This window comes from Mycobacterium sp. 1245805.9 (genome assembly GCF_001672915.1).
Classification (GTDB): Bacteria; Actinomycetota; Actinomycetes; order Mycobacteriales; family Mycobacteriaceae; genus Mycobacterium.
Map to the genome: position 1 here is coordinate 1 of NZ_LZKR01000155.1, position 21,171 is coordinate 21,171.

Consider the following 21,171-nt stretch of genomic DNA (forward strand, 5'->3'; position numbering starts at 1 on the left):
CCGCCGGAGACCGCGCCACCCACTCCGCCCGCCCCGCCGAAGCCGAAGCCGCCCGTTCCGCCCGCGCCGCCCGGACCCCCGAGCAGGCCCGCGTTCCCGCCAGCTCCGCCGGCGCCCGCGCCGTTGACAAGTACGGAGGCCCCGCCGACCCCGCCGTTGCCGCCGCCGGCGCCGACCAGCCCGCCGAGCAGACCGCCGGTTCCGCCGGCGCCGCCGTTACCGGCGCGGCCGCCATTGGGGCTATCGCCACCGCTTCCGCCGCCACCTCCGGCGCCGAACAGGCCGCCGGTTCCGCCGGTTCCGCCGGCCCCGCCATTACCTTGATAACCGAACCCGCCGGTTCCGCCGGCCCCGCCGTCGCCCAACAACCATCCGCCGGCGCCGCCCGCTCCGGCCGCCTGACCAGTGCCAGCGGTAAAGCCGAGACCCGCGCCACCGGGGCCGCCCGTGCCGATAAGGCCGGCGGCGCCGCCGTTTCCGCCGCCGGAGCCACCGGCGCCGCCGTCACCGAGCAGCCACCCGCCCGGCGTCCCGTTGGCGCCGGTGCCCGCGGCGCCTGGGGTGCCGTTGCCGATCAGCGCGCGTCCGGTTTCTGCCTGAATCGGCGCGTTGATGGCGTTGATCGCCTGCTGTTGCATGGTGTGCCAGGCCGAGGCGCTGGCGGGGGCGTTGAAGCCGTCGAGACCCAACAGCGCCCCACTGATACCGCCGGCGCCGTTACTGGCCGACGTCGGAGGCGCCCCGGCGCCGCCGACGCCGCCGTTGCCGCCGTTGCCGATCAGCACGGCGTCGCCTCCGGCTCCGCCGGTGCCGCCGACGGCACCGCCATACGGGCCGGCCTGGCCGCCGGCGCCGCCGGCCCCGCCATTGCCCAGCAGCACGCCGGCCCGCCCGCCGGTCCCGCCGGCGCCGCCGTGGCTGTCGAATTGCGTGGCGGCTCCGCCGGCGCCGCCGCTTCCGCCGTTTCCGAGCAGCAGGGCATTGCCGCCCGCCCCGCCGGCGCCGCCATTGTTCAGGCCATACCCGCCGGCGCCGCCGGCTCCGCCGCTGGACAGCAGCATGCCGCCATTACCGCCGTCACCGCCCGCACCGCCCGCACCACCGGCGGATCCGCCGCTGCCGCCGGTCCCGCCGGCCCCCCCGGCGCCCATGATGAACCCGCCGTTGCCACCGTGGCCGCCGGTACCCGTACCGAATCCGCCGGATCCGCCGGATCCGCCGTAGCCGAACAGCTCGCTGTTGCCGCCGGCGCCGCCGGTACCACCGCCATACCCGCCGACGCCGCCGTTGCCTCCGCCATTGCCGACCAGGCCGCTCAAGAGTCCGCCATTCCCGCCGGCCCCGCCGGTGCCCCCGCCGTACCCGCCGGTGCCACCGAGGCCGCCCGCGCCGAACAGGCCGCCGGCCCCACCGGCCCCGCCAGAACCAGCCGAACCGCCCGTGCCGCCCGTACCGCCGCTGCCGGCAAGCAGGCCGCCCGCTCCGCCGTTGCCGCCGGCCGCGCCGCTTCCGCCGGCCCCGCCCGCGCCGCCGGTGCCCCAGAACCCGGCTGCGCCGCCGTTGCCGCCCTTTTGGCCGGCTGAGCCCGAGCCGCCGGCGCCGCCGTCGCCGAGCAACCAGCCACCGGGAGCGCCGTTGAGGCCGCTCCCGGGCGCCGCGTTGGCGCCGTTGCCGACCAGGGGGCGCCCCGTCATCGCGACGCTTTCCGCGTTAGCCGCGTCGAGCAGCTCTTGCAGCGGTGAGGCGTTGGCGGCCTCGGCGGTGGCATAGGCCTGGGCACCGCCCGCCAATGCCTGCGCAAACTGAGACTGAAACGCCGCCGCCTGCGCACCGAAGGCTTGGTATGCCTGGCCGTGGGCGGAGAACAGCGCCGCAATGGCCGCCGAGACCTCGTCTTCGGCCGCCGCGACCACGCTGGTCGTCTGGGCCGCCGCGCCCGCATGCGCGGCGTCTAGCGTCGAACCCAGCTTGGCCAGATCCGCGGACGCCGTCTTCAGCAGCTCGGGCACCGCAACCACAAACGACACCGGATATCGCCCCTTAGCTCGACTCGGCCGGCGCCCGACTGCCCGCCTTGGTTTCGCTGAGGATTGGAACATACCGAGCGGAACTAGGTATCGCGTTTTGAGCAAACCTCGTGCCGTTTTCGGAACGGCGATCACCCCAACGCGGCGAGCACCAGCCGCAGCACCGACACAGCACCGATTTTGTCGAGCGGGTCGTTGCCGTTGCCGCATTTGGGGGACTGCACGCACGACGGGCATCCGCTGGGGCATTCGCACGCCTCGATCGCCGCGGCCGTCGCGCCCAGCCACGTGCGGGCCCGGCGGAATCCACGCTCGGCGAATCCGGCCCCGCCCGGGTAGCCGTCGTAGACGAAGACGGTCGGCAGCCCGTCGGGTCCGATCGCGGTGGACAGGCCGCCGATGTCCCCGCGGTCGCAGCTGGCCACCAGGGGCAGCAGGCCGACGGCCGCGTGCTCGGCGGCGTGCAGGGATCCGGGAAGGTGCGGAGGCTCAATTCCGTTGCGCAGCAAGGCATCCAGGGCGTAGATGTACAGGCGGCGGATCGATTTGCTGGCTAAAGCCAGCCACAGTGCGGGCGTCTGCGCCGCCGTGGCGGCTGATCGATGATGTTAGCGGCGGGCCAATCCTCTCGCAGATCAACCCGCTCGCTACCCGTTGGCCCCATTGGCCCCGTCATGGCCGAGCAGCAGCCCATGCTTGCCGCCAAGGCCACCGCTGCCACCGAGGAACCCGCCGTTACCGCCGTTACCACCGCCGCCGACCAACAGGCCGGCGTTGCCGCCGGCTCCGCCTGCCCCGCCGACCACGCCGGCTACTTGGCCCGAAATCGCTCCTCCGGCACCGCCAGCTCCACCGTGGCCGAACAATAGGGCGGCCCCACCCGCGCCACCGGACCCGCCGTTGGCAAGCAGTGAAGCGCCGCCGCCACCGCCGGTCCCCCCAGCGCCGAACAGCCAGCCGCCCGTCCCGCCGGTGCCGCCGGCCCCGCCGTTGGCCCCAACCGCTATTGTTGCGCCGCCCCGGCCGCCGGTCCCGCCGACTCCCCACAAACCCGCGGGTCCGCCGTTGCCGCCAGCCTGGCCGGCAGCTCCTGATCCCCCTTTGCCGCCGTTGCCGAACAGGATTCCCCCGGCCCCGCCGTTTTGTCCGGTGTTGGCCGCCCCATCGGCGCCGTTGCCGATCAGCGGACGCCCCAGCAACGCCTCTGTAGGGGCGTTGATCACGGAGAGAAAATCGTCCGCGAGGACGTTTAACAGCCCCTCGTTGGTGGCCTCGGCCCCGGAGTAGGCCGCGGCGCCGCCGCTCAATGCCCCCACGAACTGGTCGTGAAACGCCGCGAAGCGGGCGGTCCACGCCTGGTATTGCTCACCACTCGCGCCGAACAGCGCCGCAACAGCGACTGAGACCTCGTCCTCGGCGGCGGCCAGCACCGTTGTCGTGGGTGCCGCTGCGCTCGCGGTGGCCTCGCGAAAGTTCGAACCGATACCGGCCAGATCGGCGGCTGCCGCAGCCACCGCCTCCGGCGTCGTTGCGAAGAACGACATCGGGCACCTCCCGAATAGTTGCCTAACGTGCGGGGCCCGACGGTGACGGGTTGTGTGGGAGTGTACTGGCTGGTCTGGTCGCGTGCCCGGCTTGATTGAATTCCGTGGCCAGTCCCGATGCCAAGCCGTCCGACCGGTTAGCGCGGCGCCGACCCCAACCACCCGACGGCCGGCTACCGGATCTTCTTTAAGGTGATTCGCCACCCAATTCCGCGAGCACCAGCCGCAGCACAAGTACCGCACCGGCCTTGTCGAGCGGGTCGTTGCCGTTGCCGCATTTGGGGGACTGCACGCACGACGGGCATCCGCTGGGGCATTCGCACGCCTCGATCGCCGCGGCCGTCGCGCCCAGCCACGTGCGGGCCCGGCGGAATCCACGCTCGGCGAATCCCGCCCCGCCCGGGTAGCCGTCGTAGACGAAGACGGTCGGCAGCCCGTCGGGTCCGATCGCGGTGGACAGGCCGCCGATGTCCCCGCGGTCGCAGCTGGCCACCAGGGGCAGCAGGCCGATCGCCGCGTGTTCGGCCGCGTGCAGGGATCCGGGGACGCGCGGTGCCTCTATCCCGTTGCGCAGCAAGGCATTTGGCTCGATAGTGTACATGGCGGCGGTGGTGGGCAGCACGTGCTCGGGCATGTCGAGTTCGATGAAGTCGATCACCTCGCCGGACAACCGGCGACGCAGGTAGCCCACCACCCGGTGGGTGACCCGGACCGGCACCAGACCCAGGGTGACGGGCCCGAAGGTCGACCGTTCGCCGCTGCCGGTGACCACGATGTCGGTGAGTTCGCGCGCGAACGTCGCATACCCGGGATCCTCGGCGTGCACGAACGCGATCCCGTCCTCGGTGTCCAGGGAGTCGACGACATAGGTCTCGCCCTGGTGCAGATAGACCGCGCCGGGATGCACCGTGGCCGGAGCCCGATCCGCGCCGGTGCTGCCCAGCAGTCGCCCGGTGTCGGCCTCGACGATGACGATCTGGCCGCCGGCCGAGCCGCGGATGTCCACCGCCCCGTGCGGTTGTACCCCGGCCGCGGGGAAGTACTTGCCGCTGCGCCGCCGCAGCAGCCCGTCGTCGACCAGGCCCTGGGCCACCTCGATGGCGCCGAAATCCCGGATCTCGGTTTCGTCCAGCGGCATTTCGGTTGCGGCGCAAAGGAGTTGGGGTCCGAGGATGTAGGGGTTGGCCGGATCGATGACGACCCGCTCGACCGGCTTGTCCAGCAGTGCGGCCGGGTGGTGGACGAGGTAGGTGTCCAGCGGGTCATCGCGGGCGATCAGGACGACCAGCGCACCCTGGCCCCGTCGCCCCGACCGCCCGGCCTGCTGCCAGAACGAGGCGACCGTCCCGGGGAAACCGGCGAGCACCACCGCGTCCAGCCCGGCGATGTCGACGCCCAGCTCCAGCGCGTTGGTGGTGGCCAGGCCGCGCAGCCGCCCCTCGGCCAGGGCGCGCTCCAGCGCGGTGCGGTCCTCGGCGAGATAACCGGCCCGATACGACGCCACTTTCGACGACAGGTCCGGCGCGACGTCCTCGAGCCGCGCCCGCGCGCCCAGTGCGGTCAATTCGGCGGCGCGGCGCGACCGGACGAACGTCAGCGTCTGCGCGCCCTCGGCGATCAGGTCGGCCATCACCCGCGCCGCCTCGGCGCCGGCGGATCGCCGCACCGGCGCACCGTGCTCGCCGGTCAGGTCGGCTCGCAATGCGGGCTCCCACAACGCAACGGTCCGCGCCCCCTGCGGCGAGCCGTCCTCGGTGACCTCCGCGACCGGTCGGCCGATGAGCTCGGCGGCCGTCGCGCCCGGCGAATCGGTCGTCGCGCTGGCGAACACCACGGTCGGGTTGGCGGAGTAGCGCTCGCACAGCCGCAGCAGCCGGCGCAGGACCATCGCCACGTTCGAGCCGAAAACGCCGCGGTAGTAATGGCATTCGTCGACGATCACGAAGCGAAGGCCGCGCAACAGGACGGCCCAGCGGGCATGGTTGCGCAGGATCGACAGATGGATCATGTCGGGGTTGGAAAACAGCCATCGCGAGCGTTCGCGCGCGAAGCGTCGCACCTCGGCGGGGCTGTCGCCGTCGTAGGCGGTGGGCGCGACGTCATGCAGGCGGGGAACGGCGGCGGTCAGTGCGTGCGCGGTGCGCAGCTGGTCGTGGCCCAGCGCCTTGGTCGGCGACAGGTAGAGCACCCGGGCCCGCGGGTCCGTCGCCAGCGCGTTGAGGACGGGAAGCTGATAGGCCAACGACTTGCCCGACGCGGTGCCGGTGCTGATCACCACGTGGCGGCCGGCGTGGGCCAGTTCGGCGGCCTGGAATTGGTGTGACCACGGCGCTTCGACACCCCGTTCGGCGAACGCGCGAACGACGTCGGGCTCGGCCCACTGCGGCCAGCCGTGCGGCCGGCCGGCGCGCGCGGGCAGCTCGGCGACGTGGCGCAGCGGACGCTCGCCCGCGGCCGTTCCGGCGAGCGCGACGGCCAGCAGGTCGGCGCCGAAACTCGCCACGCGACACCCTCCAAGGATCAGTCCGACACACAAGTCTGTCGCGGACGCGATGAACATGGTTGACTGATTGCGGTCGCAGCTTCTGTGTTCGTGTAAAACTTTCGCAGGAACAACGTTGCGGCCGCGGTTCCTGCGAGGTTAATCGGTCGGGTGACGTTCCGGCGACTACGCGAGAGCATGGCGGTCGCAGCTGGCCCGGGGCATCGAAAGGCGGTGCCCCGCACCCATAAGAAAAGGAAAGATCGAGAGATGCCACAGGGAACTGTGAAGTGGTTCAACGCGGAGAAGGGATTCGGGTTCATTGCTCCCGAAGACGGTTCCGCAGATGTTTTTGTCCACTACACGGAGATCCAGGGTTCGGGCTTCCGCACCCTTGAAGAGAACCAGAAGGTCGAGTTCGAGATCGGCCACAGCCCTAAGGGCCCCCAGGCCACCGGAGTCCGCTCCGTCTGAGACGAGCAGCTTCTCCGAGGAAACCCCCCGCGCAACTCCGCCCAGCGGAACTCGCCGGGGGGTTTTCGCTTTCCGTTTAGAGCGCCTGAAGGCGTGGACGGTCGACCTGGCCTACTGTCGTTGGCGTGAGCCAGCTTTCCTTCTTCACAGCGGAGTCGGTGCCGCCCGCGGTTGCCGATCTCTCGGGGGTGCTGGCGTGTTCCGGTCAGATCGTCGTGGTGGGCGCCCCGTCCAAGAGCGAGGAACAGGGCGCGCGGCTCTCGGTGGTCGTCGACCAGCCGTGGCGGGCCAGTGCGCTGGCCGACATGATCCGCGACGCGGGCCTGGCGCCCGAGATCGGCCGCACCGACGAGGACACCCCCCTGGTGCGGACGGCCGTGACCCCCGCGCTGATCACGCTGGCCGCCGAGTGGACCCGCGGCGCGGTCAAGACGGTGCCCCCGCGATGGCTGCCTGGGCCGCGAGAGCTGCGGGCGTGGACGCTGGCGGCCGGCAACCCGGAGGGCGACCATTACCTGCTGGGCCTGGACCCGCACGCGCCCGACACCCATTCCCCGCTGGCGTCGGCGCTGATGCGAGTCGGAATCGCGCCCACCCTGATCGGCACGCGCGGCGGCCGGCCGGCGCTTCGTATCAGCGGCCGTCGCCGGCTGTCGCGCCTGGTAGAGAACGTGGGGGAACCGCCGGACGCCGCCGAGGCGTTGTCGCTGTGGCCGCGGGTCTAGCCGGGCTTTAGGACCCGTTTGTGGGCAAGCCGGTTTGCGCAGGCCCGCCCGAGGGTGCGAAATTGTCAGGTGCCCTGAAGCGAAGGAACGCTCGCGTACCTGATTTCACCGGAATTTCGGACGCTGGCCTGTCATTCTTCCTGCAGGGGCGGTCTCCAAGGGGGCCGAGATAAGAGATGGAGCGTAAGCGCAGTTGGCTGACCCGAAGCTAAAGGACCGCGTCAGCGGCGGAAATGGCATCCGTAGGCGGCTCGTCATCGTCGAGTCGCCGACAAAGGCGCGCAAACTGGCCGGCTACCTGGGTTCCAGCTACATCGTCGAATCCTCCCGAGGCCACATCCGCGACCTGCCCCGCGCGGCGGCCGACGTGCCCGCCAAGTTCAAGTCCGAGCCATGGGCCAGGCTCGGGGTCAACGTCGACGCCGACTTCGAGCCGCTCTACATCATCAGCCCGGAGAAGAAGAGCACCGTCAGCGAGCTCAAGGGCCTGCTCAAAGACGTCGACGAGCTCTACCTGGCCACGGATGGTGACCGCGAGGGCGAGGCCATCGCCTGGCATCTGCTGGAAACCCTCAAGCCGAACATCCCGGTCAAGCGGATGGTCTTCCACGAGATCACCGAACCGGCGATCCTGGAGGCCGCCGAAAACCCCCGCGACCTGGACATCGACCTGGTCGACGCCCAGGAAACGCGCCGCATCCTGGACCGGCTGTACGGCTACGAGGTCAGCCCGGTGCTGTGGAAGAAGGTCGCGCCCAGGCTGTCGGCGGGCCGCGTGCAGTCCGTGGCCACCCGCATCATCGTGCAGCGCGAGCGCGACCGCATGGCGTTCCGCAGCGCGTCGTACTGGGACATCGTCGCCCAGCTGGACGCCAGCGTCTCCGACCCGCAGGCCCAGCCACCCACCTTCACCGCCCGGCTGGCCGGCGTGGACGGCCTGCGCGTCGCCACCGGCCGCGACTTCGACTCACTGGGTCAGCTGCGCAAGGCCGATGAGGTCGTGGTCCTCGACGAGGCCGCCGCGACGGAGCTGGCCACCGGGTTGCGCGGCGCGCAGCTGTCGGTGACCTCGGTCGAGGAGAAGCCGTACACCCGGCGCCCGTACGCGCCGTTCATGACGTCGACGCTGCAGCAGGAGGCGGGCCGCAAGTTGCGGTTCTCCTCCGAGCGCACGATGAGCATCGCGCAGCGCCTCTACGAGAACGGCTACATCACTTATATGCGCACCGACTCGACGACCCTGTCGCAGTCGGCGATCAACGCGGCGCGCAACCAGGCGCGCCAGCTCTACGGCGAGGAATACGTCTCGCCGTCGCCGCGCCAGTACACCCGCAAGGTGAAGAACGCCCAGGAGGCGCACGAGGCGATCCGGCCCGCCGGGGAGACCTTCGCGACCCCCGACGCGGTGCGTCGCGAGCTCGACGGCGACGAGTTCCGGCTCTACGAGCTGATCTGGCAGCGCACGGTGGCCTCCCAGATGTCCGACGCGCGCGGCACCACGCTGAGCCTGCGGATCGGCGGCAGGTCTGGGGAACGTGACGTGATTTTCTCCGCGACCGGACGCACCATCACGTTCGCCGGCTTCCTCAAGGCCTACGTGGAGACGGTGGACGAGCTGGCCGGGGGCGAGGCCGACGACGCCGAGCGCCGGCTGCCGCACCTGACCGAGGGGCAGCGGCTGGAAGCCCTCGAGCTCACCCCCGACGGCCACGCCACCAACCCGCCCGCGCGCTACACCGAGGCCTCGCTGGTCAAGGCGCTCGAGGAGCTGGGCATCGGCCGGCCGTCGACGTACTCGTCGATCATCAAGACCATTCAGGACCGCGGCTACGTGTACAAGAAGGGCAGCGCCCTGGTGCCCTCGTGGGTCGCGTTCGCGGTCACCGGCCTGCTGGAACAGCATTTCGGCCGGCTGGTCGACTACGGCTTCACCGCGGCGATGGAAGACGAGCTCGACGCGATCGCATCCGGCAACGAGCAGCGCACCACCTGGCTCAACAACTTCTACTTCGGCGGCGACCACGGCGTGCCGGAGTCGATAGCGCGCTCCGGCGGCCTGAAGAAGCTCGTCGGCGTCAACCTCGAGGGCATCGACGCGCGAGAAGTCAACTCCATCAAGGTGTTTGACGACGCCGAAGGCCGGCCCGTCTACGTCCGGGTGGGCAAGAACGGGCCCTACCTGGAACGCATCGTGACGGGCGAGGACGGCGAACCGACCCCACAGCGCGCCAACCTCAACGACTCGCTGACCCCCGACGAGCTGACGCTGGAGGTGGCCGAGGAGCTCTTCGCCACGCCCCAGGAGGGCCGCGTCCTGGGGATCGATCCGGAAACCGGCCACGAGATCGTCGCCAAGGACGGCCGGTACGGCCCGTACGTGACCGAGATCCTGCCCCCGCAGCCCGACGAAGACGACGGGGGCGCTCCGGCGAAGAAGGGCAAGAAGCCCACCGGCCCCAAACCCCGGACCGGCTCGCTGCTGCGCAGCATGGACCTGCAGACGGTCACGCTGGAGGACGCGCTGAAGCTGCTGTCGCTGCCGAGGGTGGTCGGCTCCGACCCCGAATCCGGTGAGCCGATCACCGCGCAGAACGGGCGCTACGGGCCATACCTGAAGCGGGGCAACGACTCTCGTTCGCTGGCGACCGAGGACCAGATCTTCGACATCACGCTCGAAGAGGCGCTGAAGATCTACGCCGAGCCCAAACGCCGTGGCAGGCAGGGCGCTTCGGCGCCGCCGCTGCGCGAGCTGGGCACCGACCCGGCGTCGGGCAAGCCGATGGTGATCAAGGACGGCCGCTTCGGGCCGTACGTCACCGACGGCGAGACCAACGCCAGCCTGCGCAAGGGCGACGACGTGCTGTCGATCACCGACGAGCGCGCCGCCGAGCTGCTGGCCGACCGGCGGGCCCGCGGTCCGGCGAAGCGGCCCGCGAAGAAATCCGCCCGCAAGGCCCCGGCGAAGCGGGCGACCAAGCGCTAACCGCGCGCGTCGCTCGAAACCTCTTCTTCCACAACGTCTTCCGGCGCGGCCAGCTTCACCGGCCGGGCCAGCTGGGTCGGTGCCGCGCGGCCTCGCAACTCGACGACCTCGCCGACGTCCCAGCACAGGGCTTCGGCGTCCAGCGCGCCGCTGACCGCGATCGCCGACGCGAGCACGTGCCCGGCCTCCAGCTTGGCCAGCTCGGTGAGCCGCGCGGCCTCGTTGACCGGGTCGCCGATCACCGTGTACTCGAAGCGGGCCTGCGCGCCGATGTGGCCGGCGATGGCCCGGCCGGCCGACACCCCGATGCCGAACTCCGCGTAGCCGATCACGGGGAGCAGTTCGTCGTGCAGCTCGCGGGCGGCCGCGAGCGCGCCGCCGGAGGAGTCGGGGTGTTCGATCGGCGCCCCGAAGATGGCCAGCGCCGCGTCGCCCTGGAACTTGTTGACGAACCCGCCGTGCTTGCCGACGGTGTCCACGACCACGCGGAAGAACTCGTTGAGCAGGTGGACAACCTCGGCGGGCGGCCGGGTGGCGGCCAGCTGGGTGGAGCCGACCAGGTCCACGAACAACACCGCGACGTCGCGCTCCTGGCCGCCCAGCTCCGTGCCGCGCTCCAACGCCCGGCGGGCCACGTCCTCGCCGACGTAGCGGCCGAACAGGTCCCGCAGCCGCTGCCGCTCGGACAGGTCGCGCACCATATCGTTGAAGCCGGCCTGCAGCAGGCCCAGCTCGCTTGCGTCGTAGATCTGCATGTGCGCGTTGTAGTTTCCGCGCTGCACCTCCGACAGCGCCCAGCGCAGCTGGCGCAGCGGGTCGGCGATCGACATGGCCACCAGCAGCGTGCTGACCAGCCCGATGCCCAGCGCCGCCAACGCCAGCAACAGGATCGGGTTGAACAGCTTCTCGGGCGTCGCGTGCAGCAGGGAGGCCTTGTCGGCGACCACGGCCAGCACGATCGCCAGCAGCGGCACCGCGGTGGACAGCATCCAGCTCAGCATCTGGCGCAGGATCACACCGGGCGCCTTGACGTTCTCCGGCACGCCGCTGCGCAGGGCCGCGACGGCGACCGGCCGCAGCACCCGTTCGGATTGCAGGTATCCGATGATCGCTGTCGCGGCGGCGCCCAGGGCCGTGGCCACCGCGACGACGGGCGCGGTGTACTTGGCCACCGACCAGCTGGCGATGATGAACACGGCGCCGCCGATGCACCAGGCGGCCATGCTGGTGATCGTGCGGTAGTACGGCATGCGCAAGGCTCGGCTGCGGGCCAGCTCGGTGGCGGCCGGATCGTCCTCGGCCAGCAGGTTGTCGCGGCGTTGCCAGCGGAAAACCGGCAGCATCAGCCGCAGGTTGAACACCAGCCCCGCGGTGACCAGGCCGATCACGACGCTGACGAAGACGGCCAGGTTGACCGGCGGCAGGTCCTGCAGCTGGATGCGGTCCTGCGGTGGCAGGCCGTAGCGCAGGAAGCCCAGCACGAACAGCCCGCCGATGATGTCGGCCTGCAGCATGCTCAGCGCGAACAGTGGCCATGGCGTGCGCACCACCCACCGGGCGAACGCGCTGATCCGCCCGGGCAGTGCTGCCTCGGTTGCCACCAATCCACCGTATCGGGCAGGGCCGACTTGGCGGAAAACAATAAGCATCTCGGCAAGTCGCAAATACCTGCCGAAATGCGCGGAAATGTCACGGATTCGTCCCGATCCGGTGGCCGATCGGTATCGGTCGGTCAGCGTCACTAGTGTTGCCGGTGATGTCCGGGGTGTTTACGCGGCTGGTAGGCCAGGAGGCCGTGGTGGCCACGCTGCTCGCCGCGGCCCGCGCGGCCCGCGGTGATCCGGCTCACAGCGATCCGGCCGACGGGACTATGACACACGCGTGGCTCATCACCGGCCCGCCGGGTTCCGGCCGCTCGGTGGCCGCGTTGTGCTTCGCGGCCGCGCTGCAATGCACTGACGAAGGCGAGCCCGGGTGCGGGCGCTGCCGGGCCTGCACGACGACCATGGCCGGCACCCACGCCGACGTGCGCCGGGTGATCCCCGAGGGCCTGTCCATCGGCGTCGACGAGATGCGGGCCATCGTGCAGATCGCGTCGCGGCGCCCGACGACCGGGCACCGGCAGATCGTGGTGATCGAGGACGCCGACCGGTTGACGGAGGGCGCCGCGAACGCGCTGCTGAAGGTGGTCGAGGAGCCGCCGCCGTCGACGGTGTTCCTGCTGTGCGCGCCGTCGGTGGACCCCGAGGACATCGCGGTCACGCTGCGGTCCCGGTGCCGCCACGTCGCGCTGGTGACCCCGCCGACCGAGGCGATCGCGCGGGTCCTGGTTGACAGCGACGGCCTGGACGCCGACACGGCCAACTGGGCCGCCTCGGTCAGCGGCGGGCATGTGGGGCGGGCGCGCCGGCTCGCCACCGATTCCGAGGCGCGGCAGCGACGGGAGCGGGCGCTGGGCCTGGTCCGCGACGCGGCGACCCCGTCGCGCGCCTACGCCGCCGCCGAGGAGCTGGTGGCCGCCGCCGAGGCCGAGGCCGTGGTGCTGACGGCGGACCCGGCCGAGGCCGAGACCGAGGAGCTGCGGACGGCGCTCGGTGCCGGTGGCACCGGCAAGGGCACCGCGGGCGCGTTGCGGGGCGCCACGGGCGCGATCAAGGACCTTGAGCGACGGCAGAAGTCGCGCCAGACGCGGGCGTCGCGCGATGCCCTGGACCGGGCGCTGATCGACCTCGCCACGTACTTCCGCGATGCGCTGGTGGTGTCGGCGAACGCCGGCGGCGTCCAGGCGAACCACCCCGACATGGCCGATCGGGTGGCGGCCCTGGCCGCCCACGCCTCGCCCGAGAAGCTGCTGCGCTGCATCGAGGCGGTGCTGCAGTGCCGCGAGGCGCTGGCGATCAACGTCAAACCCAAGTTCGCCGTTGACGCCATGGTCGCCACGTTCGGCCAGGAGCTGCGGGACTGAACTTGGGTGGGCCGCGCCGCCTGCCGTAGACTCGTGCCGCCCGTAGGGCACGCCACCTTAGCTCAGTCGGTAGAGCGGCTCACTCGTAATGAGCAGGTCAGGAGTTCGATTCTCCTAGGTGGCTCCAAAATCTCGGCGAGCACCGGAGTCATGCCGGCGCGACGAATCCGACCGGCCCCGACGCCAGGCACAACGACAGCGCCGTGGTGTTGGCGCGGACGGTGATCGCGTCCCCGGCGCCCGGCAGCCGGACGAATACGCGGTTCAAGCCCGGATGCACCGGCACCTTGACGTCGGGCCCCTCGGAGAGCGACAACGTCATCGAACCCTCGCTGTTGGCAAGGTAATTGAGTTCGACGGTCCAGTCGGCGGGCAGCAGCGGGCCGTCGAGTATCAGCCGCGCCGGCTTGTCCGGCTGGGCGAAGTACCCGCACTGCGGCATGGGTCCCGGCACGATGGTGCGGATCCAGCTGACCCGCGCCTTGATCAGCCGGCCCGAGCTGTCGAACATGCGCAATTGGCTTGTCGCCGAGGAAAATTCGGGCCGATCCCGCAGCAGGGCGAACATGTGGCTGGCCAGGTTCTCCGGGGCGGCCACCCGCTGCAACACCAGCGGGTCGACCTCCTGGTCCAGCAGGGGTGCGTCCGAGGAAGCGCGCGCGGCCGCCAGACTGGCCCGCGCGTTCTGCAGGTAGGGCTGTGCCGGGTTGTCGCGCCAGCTGGTCAGGAACGTGGCCGTCGAGTACAGGCTGCTGGCCACGAACGCCGCCGCCAAACACGCCGTCGCCGCGGCGCGTTTGGGTGCGGCGTCGAGCCACCGCGCGGCGGCGGGCCGGTTCGGCGCGCACAACGCGACCGCGGCCAGCAGCGCCAGCACCACAACGAGATCCGGCAGGTAGCGCAGGGTCTGGGCGAGTTCCAGCGCGGTCTGCTTCGACGACCGCATCAGATAGATCGGCACTTGACAGGCGACGGTGTAGCCCGCCGCGGTCAGCCACACCGGCCAAATGCGCTCCTTGCGGAACAGCGACAGCGCGAGGATCAAGGCCAGCACCAGCCAGCCGAGCGCCATCACCAGCGGCGGGGGAGTGGCCCAGGGCGAGGCCGGGGCCCAGCGGTCCCAGTGCCACGGCCCGCCGGCCAGCCCCGGCACGATGCCGTGCGTGATCGAGCGCCACAGCAGGTCCCCGGTCATGGACAGGTCGGTGCTCCAGCGCTTCTGGTTGACCACCGCCAGATACAGCGCGACCCACGCGGCGGTCAGCGCCAGCGACGGGATCCACAACGGCCGGCCCGCCCGCCACACCGTTCGCACCGCCGAGCCGTCGCCCCCCACATGCCGCAGCAGCGCGGCCACCGCGAAGGCGACGAACGGAATCACGGCCGCCTTCTCGAAGAACAGCAGCCCGCCGAGGTAGGCCAGCACGCCGGTCAGCGCGTAGCGCCGGTTGCCGGTGCGGACCAGCAGGATCGCATCGGCGCACACCCAGGCCAGCGCCGCCAGCATGGGCAGCGAGTTCAGCGCCGCCGCCCACCAGGCGAACCCCGGCACGGCCAGCGGCGTGAACAGCGCGAACGTCAACGGCAACAGCAGCACCCACCGCCAGCCGAGGATGACGTACAGCGCCCGCAGCAGCGCCAGCGAGGCCAGCAGCTGCAGCACCAACAGGCTGATCGCCGGGCCGGTCCAGTCCAGCGGCGCCAGCCGGATGAGCGCGCCGGCGAGCAGGAACGCGGCCGGCATCACGTGGCCGTCGTGGTCGTCGAACAGGTACGACGGCGACAGCAGGCCCTGCGTCCCGGCCTTGCCGATGAGAATCAGGTCGTCCCAGTAGAAGTAGCCCCCGAACGCCAACACCGCGCGGACCCCTAGCTGCGCGACGACGAGTGCGGCGGCTACTGCCATGACCCCCCGCTTGTATGGTGGGCCGGTGCGCGCACTGGTCACCGGGGGAGCCGGATTCATCGGGTCGACGCTAGTCGACCGTCTGCTGGCCGACGGTCACACGGTGGTGGGGCTGGACAATTTCGCCACCGGTCGCGCGACCAACCTCGAGCACCTGGCCGACAACCCGGCGCACGTCTTCGTCGAGGCGGACATCGTGACGGCCGACCTGCACGCGATCCTCGACGAGCACCGGCCGGAGGTGGTGTTTCACCTGGCCGCGCAGATCGACGTGCGGCACTCGGTGGCCAACCCCCAGTTCGACGCGTCGGTCAACGTCATCGGCACCATCCGCCTGGCCGAGGCGGCGCGCCAGACGGGCGTGCGCAAGATCGTGCACACCTCGTCGGGGGGATCCATCTACGGCACCCCGCCGGTGTACCCGACCCCCGAGTCGGTGCCCACCGACCCGTCGTCGCCCTACGCGGCCGGAAAGGTGGCCGGCGAGATTTACCTGAACACCTTTCGCAATCTGTACGGGCTGGATTGCTCGCACATCGCGCCCGCCAACGTGTACGGCCCGCGGCAGGACCCGCACGGCGAGGCCGGCGTGGTGGCGATCTTCGCCCAGGCGCTGCTGGCCGGCAAGCCCACCAAGGTCTTCGGGGACGGCGGCAAAACCCGCGACTACGTGTACGTCGACGATGTGGTCGACGCGTTCGTCAAGGCCGCCGGTCCCGCGGGCGGCGGGCAGCGGTTCAACGTCGGCACCGGCGTCGAAACCTCGGACCGCCAACTGCATTCGGCGGTGGCCGCGGCCGTCGGCGGGCCCGACGACCCGGAGTTCCATCCGGACCGCCTGGGCGATCTGAGGCGCTCGTGCCTCGACATCGGTTTGGCCGAAAGGGTTTTGGGCTGGCGCCCGCAGGTGCAGCTCGACGACGGGGTGCGCCGCACGGTGGAGTACTTCCGCAAGGCCCACACTCTTTGACCCTGCGCCGAGCGTGAACACAGGGTGGAATTCTGCGAGGTTCTTCACCGTGATTTCACGCTCGGCGGCTTGGTGGACGAGGGCAGCTAGCCGCTGGGCGGTCGGCTCTTTGATTGTGCAGTCAGGGCTTTCAGTGTGAACCGAGGGCGGGGAAATCGCCGAGATCCCGCCGTGGGTTCACCCGCAAAGCCCTCACTGCACACGCACGGCCGCGGAAACTACATGTTCGACGACGGCTCGGGCTCCTGCGCGCCCTCCAACGCCACCGCCCGCGCCAGTCGCGCGTAGCGCAGCTCCAAGTCCTTGAACCGCATATATGTGCTCAGGGTGGTGAAGCTGAACGCGATGATGAGCGCGTAGAGCATCAGGTCGGTGCCGCGGCGCACGCCGAACCAGTGCGCGACGACCGTGGTGTCGTCGGGCCGCAGCACGGCGTAGATGCCGCCGAACACGAACAGCACGTAGCCGACCTTGACCCACGCCTTGGACCGCGAGCTGCGGCGCGACCGCAACAGGTAGACCAGCAGCGCGACGATCGCCCCGATCAGCAACACCTGGATCCAGTTCACTTAAGAATCCTCCCTCGCAGAAACCCGTCGAAGATGATGTTGACGCCGTTCAGCAGCGGCTGCCCCTTCGACTTCGAGTATTCGGTGTAGAGCACCTCAACCGGTTGTTCGGCTACGCGCCAATGGTTTTCGGCGATCAGCATGACGAACTCGTTGGCGTGGCTCATGCCGCTCATGGTGATGTCCAGCCCGTCGGCGACCTTCTTGTTGAACACCCGCAGCCCATTGTTGGTGTCGGTCAAGCCAAGTCGGCGACCGCGCCGGCTTAACCGCGCCGCGGTCCGCAGCACGATCCGCTTGAAAAGCGGTGGCCGGCTGCCTTCCTGGGTGCCGAACCGGGTCCCGATGACGACGTCGACGTCACCCACGCCGAGCCGCTCGACCATCGCGGCCACGTCTTTGACGCGGTGCTGGCCGTCGGCGTCGAACGTGGCGAAGGCCCGCGCCCCGGGCTGGCGGCGGGCGTACTCGACGCCGGTCTGGATGGCCGCGCCCTGGCCCAGGTTGACGGGATGGCGCACCAGGTGCGCCCCGGCCCGCCGGGCGATCTCGCCGGTGCCGTCGGTGCTGCCGTCGTCCACACAGACGACATGGTCGAAGGCCGAGCGCACATCGGCGACCACGTCGCCGATCACTGCGGCTTCGTTGAAGGCGGGAATGACGATCCAGACGTCCGGGTAGCGCGGTTCAGTGTCCATTTTCAAGCCCATTTATGCCCACAAGGTTAGCCAGGATCAGCCGGTTAGGCGTCCGGCGCGCGCGAGCGCCGCCAGATGCACGCCGATTCCCACCATCGGGCCGCACAACAGGCCGACCACCGTGCGCGTTTCCAGCGGCAGCGGCAACAGCAGCAACAACCCCGACGCCACCGTCGCGCCGACCCAACCGAGCGCGTAGGCCCGGTGCAGCGCCGCGGCAACCGTCGCGGCCCCGGTCAGCGTCAGCATCGCGATCGCCACGGCCGCCGCCGTCAGCCAGGCCAGCAGCGCGCTGCTGGCCTGGTACTGCGGACCGAAGAAGACCCGCAGCAGCCAGGGGCCGACGAAGCCCGCGGCCGCCACCCCGACCGCGCCGACGCCGCCGATGATCGCCGCCGGCGCGAGCAGCGCCCGAAGCCGGTCGCTGCGCTCGTCGACGAAGTGCGCGATGAGGTTGCCCTGCATGGCGGTCAGCGGCACCAGCAGCGGCGCGCGGGTCAGCGTCACGGCCAGGATGATGACGCCGCCCTGCGCGCCCAACTCGGCGCTGGTCAGCTTCAGCAGCACCGGAAACCCCATCACCAGAATCGCGCTGGCGCCGGCCGCGGTGATGGAATGCGCGGCGCCGCGCAGGAACGTCGCGGTGCTGCCCGGCGTCAGCAGCCGGGCCGCGGCGCGGGCGGTGGGCGAGGCCGCCAGGATGATCAGCCAGGCCGTCGCGCCCGCCACGGTCGCCCACAGGAATCCGGTCAGGCCCCAGCCGAGGACGAACGTGGCCGCGGCGACCGTCACCCGGATGACCGCGTCGGTCACCATCAGCGCCCCGTAGGAGGTCCAGTGATTGGTGCCGGCCAGCATGCCGAGCAGGGTGGCGTGCAGGCAGAACCCGGCCAGCCCGACGGACAGCAGCGCCACCGACAACCAGCGGTCCTCGACGAACACCCGCCCGCTCCACAGCGGCGAGCTGCCGGCGATCACAACAGCCGCGGCCACGCCGATCATCGCGGCGACGCGCAGCGGATGGGTGCGGCTGACCGGGGCCGCCCCGATGTCGTGCAGGTAGCTCTCCGAGCGGACCTCGCGGGTGGTTTCCTGTAGCAGGCCGAACGCGGCCCCGGTGACCAGACCGAACGCGCCCCAGAACACCCCGAAGATCGAAAAGCCGCGCGGCGCCAGGTCGCGGGCGGCCAGATAGATGACCGCGTACCCGCACAGCGCGGTCAGCGCGGTGGCGGTGGCGACCCGGGCCACGCTGCCGCGCGCGACCGGGCCGGCCCCGGTGGAGGCTTGGGTACCGCCGGCTTCGGGCATCGCCACAATTTGAAAATAGTAAGTGCGCCCGCACTGATCGCCTGCGGCGGCGAGGCTGTCGCTATTGTTGGCGGCTGTTGGGAAGGATCCATGGCCGCGTTCCGCATCTTCGGGATCTCGCTGTTTGTCACCGCCGCGGCCCTCGCGATCGGGTATCTGCACGGCGGGCTGAACGCCCTCTTTCTGTTGCTGGTGCTGGCCGTTCTGGAGATATCCCTGTCGTTCGACAACGCCATCATCAACGCGGCGATCCTCAAGCGGATGAGCCCGTTTTGGCGGCAGATGTTCCTGACGCTGGGCATCCTCATCGCCGTCTTCGGCATGCGGTTGTTTTTTCCGCTGCTCATCGTCTGGGCCACCGCGGGCCTCGACCCGGTTCGCGCGTTCGAGTTGGCGCTCAATCCGCCGCCGCATGGCGCGCTGGAATTCCCGGACGGCTCGCCCAGCTACGAAAAGCTGATCGCCGCTGCCCACCCCCAGATCGCGGCGTTCGGCGGGACCTTCCTGTTGATGCTGTTCTTGGATTTCGTGTTCTACGACCGAGACATCAAGTGGCTCAAGTGGATTGAGGTTCCGTTTGCGCGCATCGGGCGCCTGGGCCACGTGGCGGTCGTGGTGGCCGGGCTCGCGCTGGTCCTGGTTGCGACGGAGCTGACGCACTCCGGCGACGAGCGCGCCACCGTGCTGACGGCCGGGGTGCTGGGCCTGGTCTCCTATCTGGTCGTCAACGGTTTGAGCCGGGCGTTTCGGCCGGCGGACGTCGACACAGCGACGGGCGGCAAGCCGGCCGGCACGGCAGTCGGCAAGGCCGGCCTGACCTTGTTTCTGTACCTCGAGGTGCTCGACGCCGCCTTCTCGTTCGACGGCGTCACCGGCGCCTTCGCGATCACGTCGGACCCGATCGTCATCGCGCTGGGCCTGGGACTGGTGGGCTCGATGTTCGTCCGGTCGATCACCATCTACCTCGTCCAGCAGGACGCGCTGGACCGCTTCGTGTACTTGGAGCACGGCGCGCACTGGGCGATCGGGGCGCTGGCCGTGATCATGTTGGCATCCATCGAGCCGCGGTTCGAGGTGCCCGAGGCGTTCACCGCTTCGGTGGGCGTGGTTTTCGTCGGGGCGGCCCTGGGCTGGAGCGTGTTGCGCAATCGGCGCAAGGCCGCGGCAACGACGGCTTAGTCCGATGGCCCGACTTCTCAGCGGGCCGTTGCACGGCCCGCATCGTCGTCGGGCTAAGCCTCGATCTGGCCGGCGATCCGCCGCTCGATCGCGGCCCGCGCCGGCGCCGGCAGCACGATCAGCCCGTCGAGTTCCTTGCTGGCCCGCAGGTAGGCGTTCTGGCGTTCCTCACGCGTGGCCGCCTCGTCCTGCGCCAGGTGCAGCAGGTGCTGCGCGCGCGCCAGCCGTTGCTGGTCGTCCTCGGAAAAGTCGCTGCGGCGGCGGCGAATCGCCTCGGCCTCGGCGATCTCGAACGCGCTGATGTACTCGTGGACGGCGTCGCGGTATTCCACCTGCGCGGCCCGATCGCCGGCGAGGGTCTCGAAGTCCGAGTCCCGTTCCGGGCGCATCAGGTCCGCGCGCCGCTTCGCCTTGTGAAACGCGATGGTCAGCGGGTCGCGCATGTCCGTCATCATCGGGAAGTCCAGCAATTTGGCGAGGTCGAGTTCGTAGTCGAACCACCGCGCGTCGGTACGGTCATGCGACGCAATGATTTTGGTGAGCTCCCGGCGCGAGCCCGCCCTGTTGTCCCGGTTGCGCCCGGCCGCCTCGGCCGCGGCGATCTTGGCCTGCTGCTTGAGCCGGTAGCGCTCCAGCCGCCGATCGGCCCGGCGCTCGTTGGCGGCCGCGACCGCCCGCACGCCCGCGGCGACCGTGCCGCTCAGCGGGAAGATCAGCCACCAGAAATTGCCGGCGAAATGCAGCATCGGGGTCACATCGCCAGGATGCCACCGAGCCGCGGGGCGCGGGTTACGCCGAGAGCGTTAGTGCCCGGAAGCCTTGAACCGCTCCACCGAACGCTGCACCTCGGCCTCGGCTTCGGCGCGGTCGACCCAGTCGGCGGTCTTCACGTACTTGCCAGGCTCCAGGGCCTTGTATTGGGAGAAGAAGTGCTTGATGACGTCGAGCTCGAAGGACGGCACGTCCCCGATGTCCTGGATCTGATCCCACCGGGTGTCGCCGGCCGGCACGCACAACACCTTGTCGTCGCCGCCGGCCTCGTCGACCATCCGGAACATTCCGACCGGGCGTGCCTCCACGATCACCCCGGGGAACACCGATTGCGGCAGCAGCACCAGCGCGTCCAGCGGGTCGCCGTCCTCGCCGAGGGTGTCCTCGATGAAGCCGTAGTCGGTGGGGTACGCCATCGAGGTGTAGAGGTAGCGGTCCAGCCGCACCCGGCCCGTCTCGTGGTCAACCTCGTACTTGTTGCGTTGACCTTTCGGAATTTCGATGGTGACGTCGAATTGCACCGCGCGGGCTCCTTCACGAGGGGTGGACCTGGGTCGGTCGGTGGGG

15 protein-coding genes, 1 tRNA gene and 2 pseudogenes are annotated in these 21,171 nt (G+C 70.6%); 7 read left to right on the forward strand and 11 right to left on the reverse strand.

Annotation, left to right across the window (positions count from 1 at the left end):
- The 4 genes and pseudogenes from A9X00_RS20615 to A9X00_RS20630 all read right to left on the reverse strand — a co-directional run.
- On the reverse strand, positions 1-2,027 hold a 2,027-nt coding region (locus A9X00_RS20615), incomplete at its 3' end, for a PE family protein (protein WP_067157651.1).
- Positions 2,028-2,158: 131 nt separating this feature from the next.
- A pseudogene (locus tag A9X00_RS20620) lies at positions 2,159-2,548 on the reverse strand (Zn-binding domain-containing protein); the annotation flags it as partial.
- Between the two features lie 129 nt (positions 2,549-2,677).
- A pseudogene (locus A9X00_RS20625) lies at positions 2,678-3,571 on the reverse strand (PE family protein); the annotation flags it as partial.
- A 187-nt stretch (positions 3,572-3,758) separates the two neighbouring features.
- A complete protein-coding gene (locus A9X00_RS20630) occupies positions 3,759-6,074 on the reverse strand; it encodes a DEAD/DEAH box helicase (RefSeq protein WP_067157670.1) in 2,316 nt (771 codons plus the stop codon).
- A gap of 249 nt (positions 6,075-6,323) precedes the next feature.
- On the opposite strand from A9X00_RS20630, the gene cspA reads away from it, so the two are divergent.
- From cspA to topA, 3 genes are all read left to right on the forward strand, one after another.
- A complete protein-coding gene (gene cspA / locus A9X00_RS20635; RefSeq protein WP_007166602.1) occupies positions 6,324-6,527 on the forward strand; it encodes a cold shock protein CspA in 204 nt (67 codons plus the stop codon).
- Positions 6,528-6,652: 125 nt separating this feature from the next.
- Positions 6,653-7,252, forward strand: a complete 600-nt coding sequence (locus A9X00_RS20640) for a hypothetical protein (protein WP_067157672.1) — start codon at positions 6,653-6,655, stop codon at positions 7,250-7,252.
- A 193-nt stretch (positions 7,253-7,445) separates the two neighbouring features.
- On the forward strand, positions 7,446-10,235 hold the full coding sequence (gene topA, locus A9X00_RS20645; RefSeq protein ID WP_067157675.1) for a type I DNA topoisomerase: 2,790 nt from the start codon (positions 7,446-7,448) through the stop codon (positions 10,233-10,235).
- On the opposite strand, the gene A9X00_RS20650 is transcribed toward topA, so the two are convergent.
- Complete coding sequence (locus tag A9X00_RS20650) at positions 10,232-11,884, reverse strand: adenylate/guanylate cyclase domain-containing protein (protein ID WP_156772208.1); 1,653 nt, start codon at positions 11,882-11,884, stop codon at positions 10,232-10,234. The two genes, topA and A9X00_RS20650, sit on opposite strands and share 4 nt — an antisense overlap.
- 107 nt (positions 11,885-11,991) lie before the next feature.
- On the opposite strand from A9X00_RS20650, the gene A9X00_RS20655 reads away from it, so the two are divergent.
- Positions 11,992-13,200: a DNA polymerase III subunit delta' gene (locus A9X00_RS20655; protein WP_067157725.1), complete on the forward strand. Its 1,209-nt coding sequence runs from the start codon at positions 11,992-11,994 to the stop codon at positions 13,198-13,200.
- A 51-nt stretch (positions 13,201-13,251) separates the two neighbouring features.
- Positions 13,252-13,327: transfer RNA gene (locus A9X00_RS20660), tRNA-Thr, on the forward strand.
- A gap of 21 nt (positions 13,328-13,348) precedes the next feature.
- On the opposite strand, the gene A9X00_RS20665 is transcribed toward A9X00_RS20660, so the two are convergent.
- Complete coding sequence (locus A9X00_RS20665) at positions 13,349-15,166, reverse strand: hypothetical protein (RefSeq protein WP_369830777.1); 1,818 nt, start codon at positions 15,164-15,166, stop codon at positions 13,349-13,351.
- Between A9X00_RS20665 and A9X00_RS20670 the strand changes: the two genes are divergently transcribed.
- Positions 15,132-16,076, forward strand: coding sequence for an NAD-dependent epimerase/dehydratase family protein (locus A9X00_RS20670; protein ID WP_067157678.1), 945 nt, complete (start codon positions 15,132-15,134; stop codon positions 16,074-16,076). The two genes, A9X00_RS20665 and A9X00_RS20670, sit on opposite strands and share 35 nt — an antisense overlap.
- A gap of 218 nt (positions 16,077-16,294) precedes the next feature.
- On the opposite strand, the gene A9X00_RS20675 is transcribed toward A9X00_RS20670, so the two are convergent.
- Genes A9X00_RS20675 through A9X00_RS20685 form a run of 3 tightly spaced genes read right to left on the reverse strand, consistent with a single transcriptional unit; the run spans position 16,295 to position 18,654 of the window.
- Complete coding sequence (locus A9X00_RS20675) at positions 16,295-16,645, reverse strand: DUF2304 domain-containing protein (protein WP_067157681.1); 351 nt, start codon at positions 16,643-16,645, stop codon at positions 16,295-16,297.
- The gene (locus A9X00_RS20680; protein WP_156772209.1) at positions 16,642-17,355 is read right to left on the reverse strand and encodes a glycosyltransferase family 2 protein; all 714 of its coding nucleotides are present in this window, start codon (positions 17,353-17,355) and stop codon (positions 16,642-16,644) included. The genes A9X00_RS20675 and A9X00_RS20680 overlap by 4 nt, the downstream gene beginning before the upstream one ends.
- 24 nt (positions 17,356-17,379) lie before the next feature.
- Positions 17,380-18,654, reverse strand: coding sequence for a hypothetical protein (locus A9X00_RS20685; RefSeq protein ID WP_067157684.1), 1,275 nt, complete (start codon positions 18,652-18,654; stop codon positions 17,380-17,382).
- Positions 18,655-18,744: 90 nt separating this feature from the next.
- Between A9X00_RS20685 and A9X00_RS20690 the strand changes: the two genes are divergently transcribed.
- Complete coding sequence (locus tag A9X00_RS20690) at positions 18,745-19,833, forward strand: DUF475 domain-containing protein (protein ID WP_067157687.1); 1,089 nt, start codon at positions 18,745-18,747, stop codon at positions 19,831-19,833.
- A 53-nt stretch (positions 19,834-19,886) separates the two neighbouring features.
- Here A9X00_RS20690 and A9X00_RS20695 read toward each other — a convergent pair whose 3' ends face one another.
- Together A9X00_RS20695 and A9X00_RS20700 are read right to left on the reverse strand one after the other, a co-directional pair.
- Positions 19,887-20,579, reverse strand: a complete 693-nt coding sequence (locus A9X00_RS20695) for a hypothetical protein (RefSeq protein WP_067157691.1) — start codon at positions 20,577-20,579, stop codon at positions 19,887-19,889.
- 57 nt (positions 20,580-20,636) lie between these two features.
- On the reverse strand, positions 20,637-21,125 hold the full coding sequence (locus tag A9X00_RS20700; RefSeq protein WP_067157693.1) for an inorganic diphosphatase: 489 nt from the start codon (positions 21,123-21,125) through the stop codon (positions 20,637-20,639).
- Positions 21,126-21,171 lie beyond the last annotated feature (46 nt).

Excerpts from the sequence above, each read along its gene's own strand:
- cspA (WP_007166602.1), top strand. The coding sequence starts at position 6,324 with ATGCCACAGGGAACTGTGAAGTGGTTCAACGCGGAGAAGGGATTCGGG.
- A9X00_RS20650 (WP_156772208.1), bottom strand. The coding sequence starts at position 11,884 with ATGCTTATTGTTTTCCGCCAAGTCGGCCCTGCCCGATACGGTGGATTG.
- A9X00_RS20655 (WP_067157725.1), top strand. The coding sequence starts at position 11,992 with ATGTCCGGGGTGTTTACGCGGCTGGTAGGCCAGGAGGCCGTGGTGGCC.
- A9X00_RS20665 (WP_369830777.1), bottom strand. The coding sequence starts at position 15,166 with ATGAATCCGGCTCCCCCGGTGACCAGTGCGCGCACCGGCCCACCATAC.
- A9X00_RS20680 (WP_156772209.1), bottom strand. The coding sequence starts at position 17,355 with ATGGGCTTGAAAATGGACACTGAACCGCGCTACCCGGACGTCTGGATC.
- A9X00_RS20685 (WP_067157684.1), bottom strand. The coding sequence starts at position 18,654 with ATGCCCGAAGCCGGCGGTACCCAAGCCTCCACCGGGGCCGGCCCGGTC.
- A9X00_RS20690 (WP_067157687.1), top strand. The coding sequence starts at position 18,745 with ATGGCCGCGTTCCGCATCTTCGGGATCTCGCTGTTTGTCACCGCCGCG.
- A9X00_RS20695 (WP_067157691.1), bottom strand. The coding sequence starts at position 20,579 with ATGCTGCATTTCGCCGGCAATTTCTGGTGGCTGATCTTCCCGCTGAGC.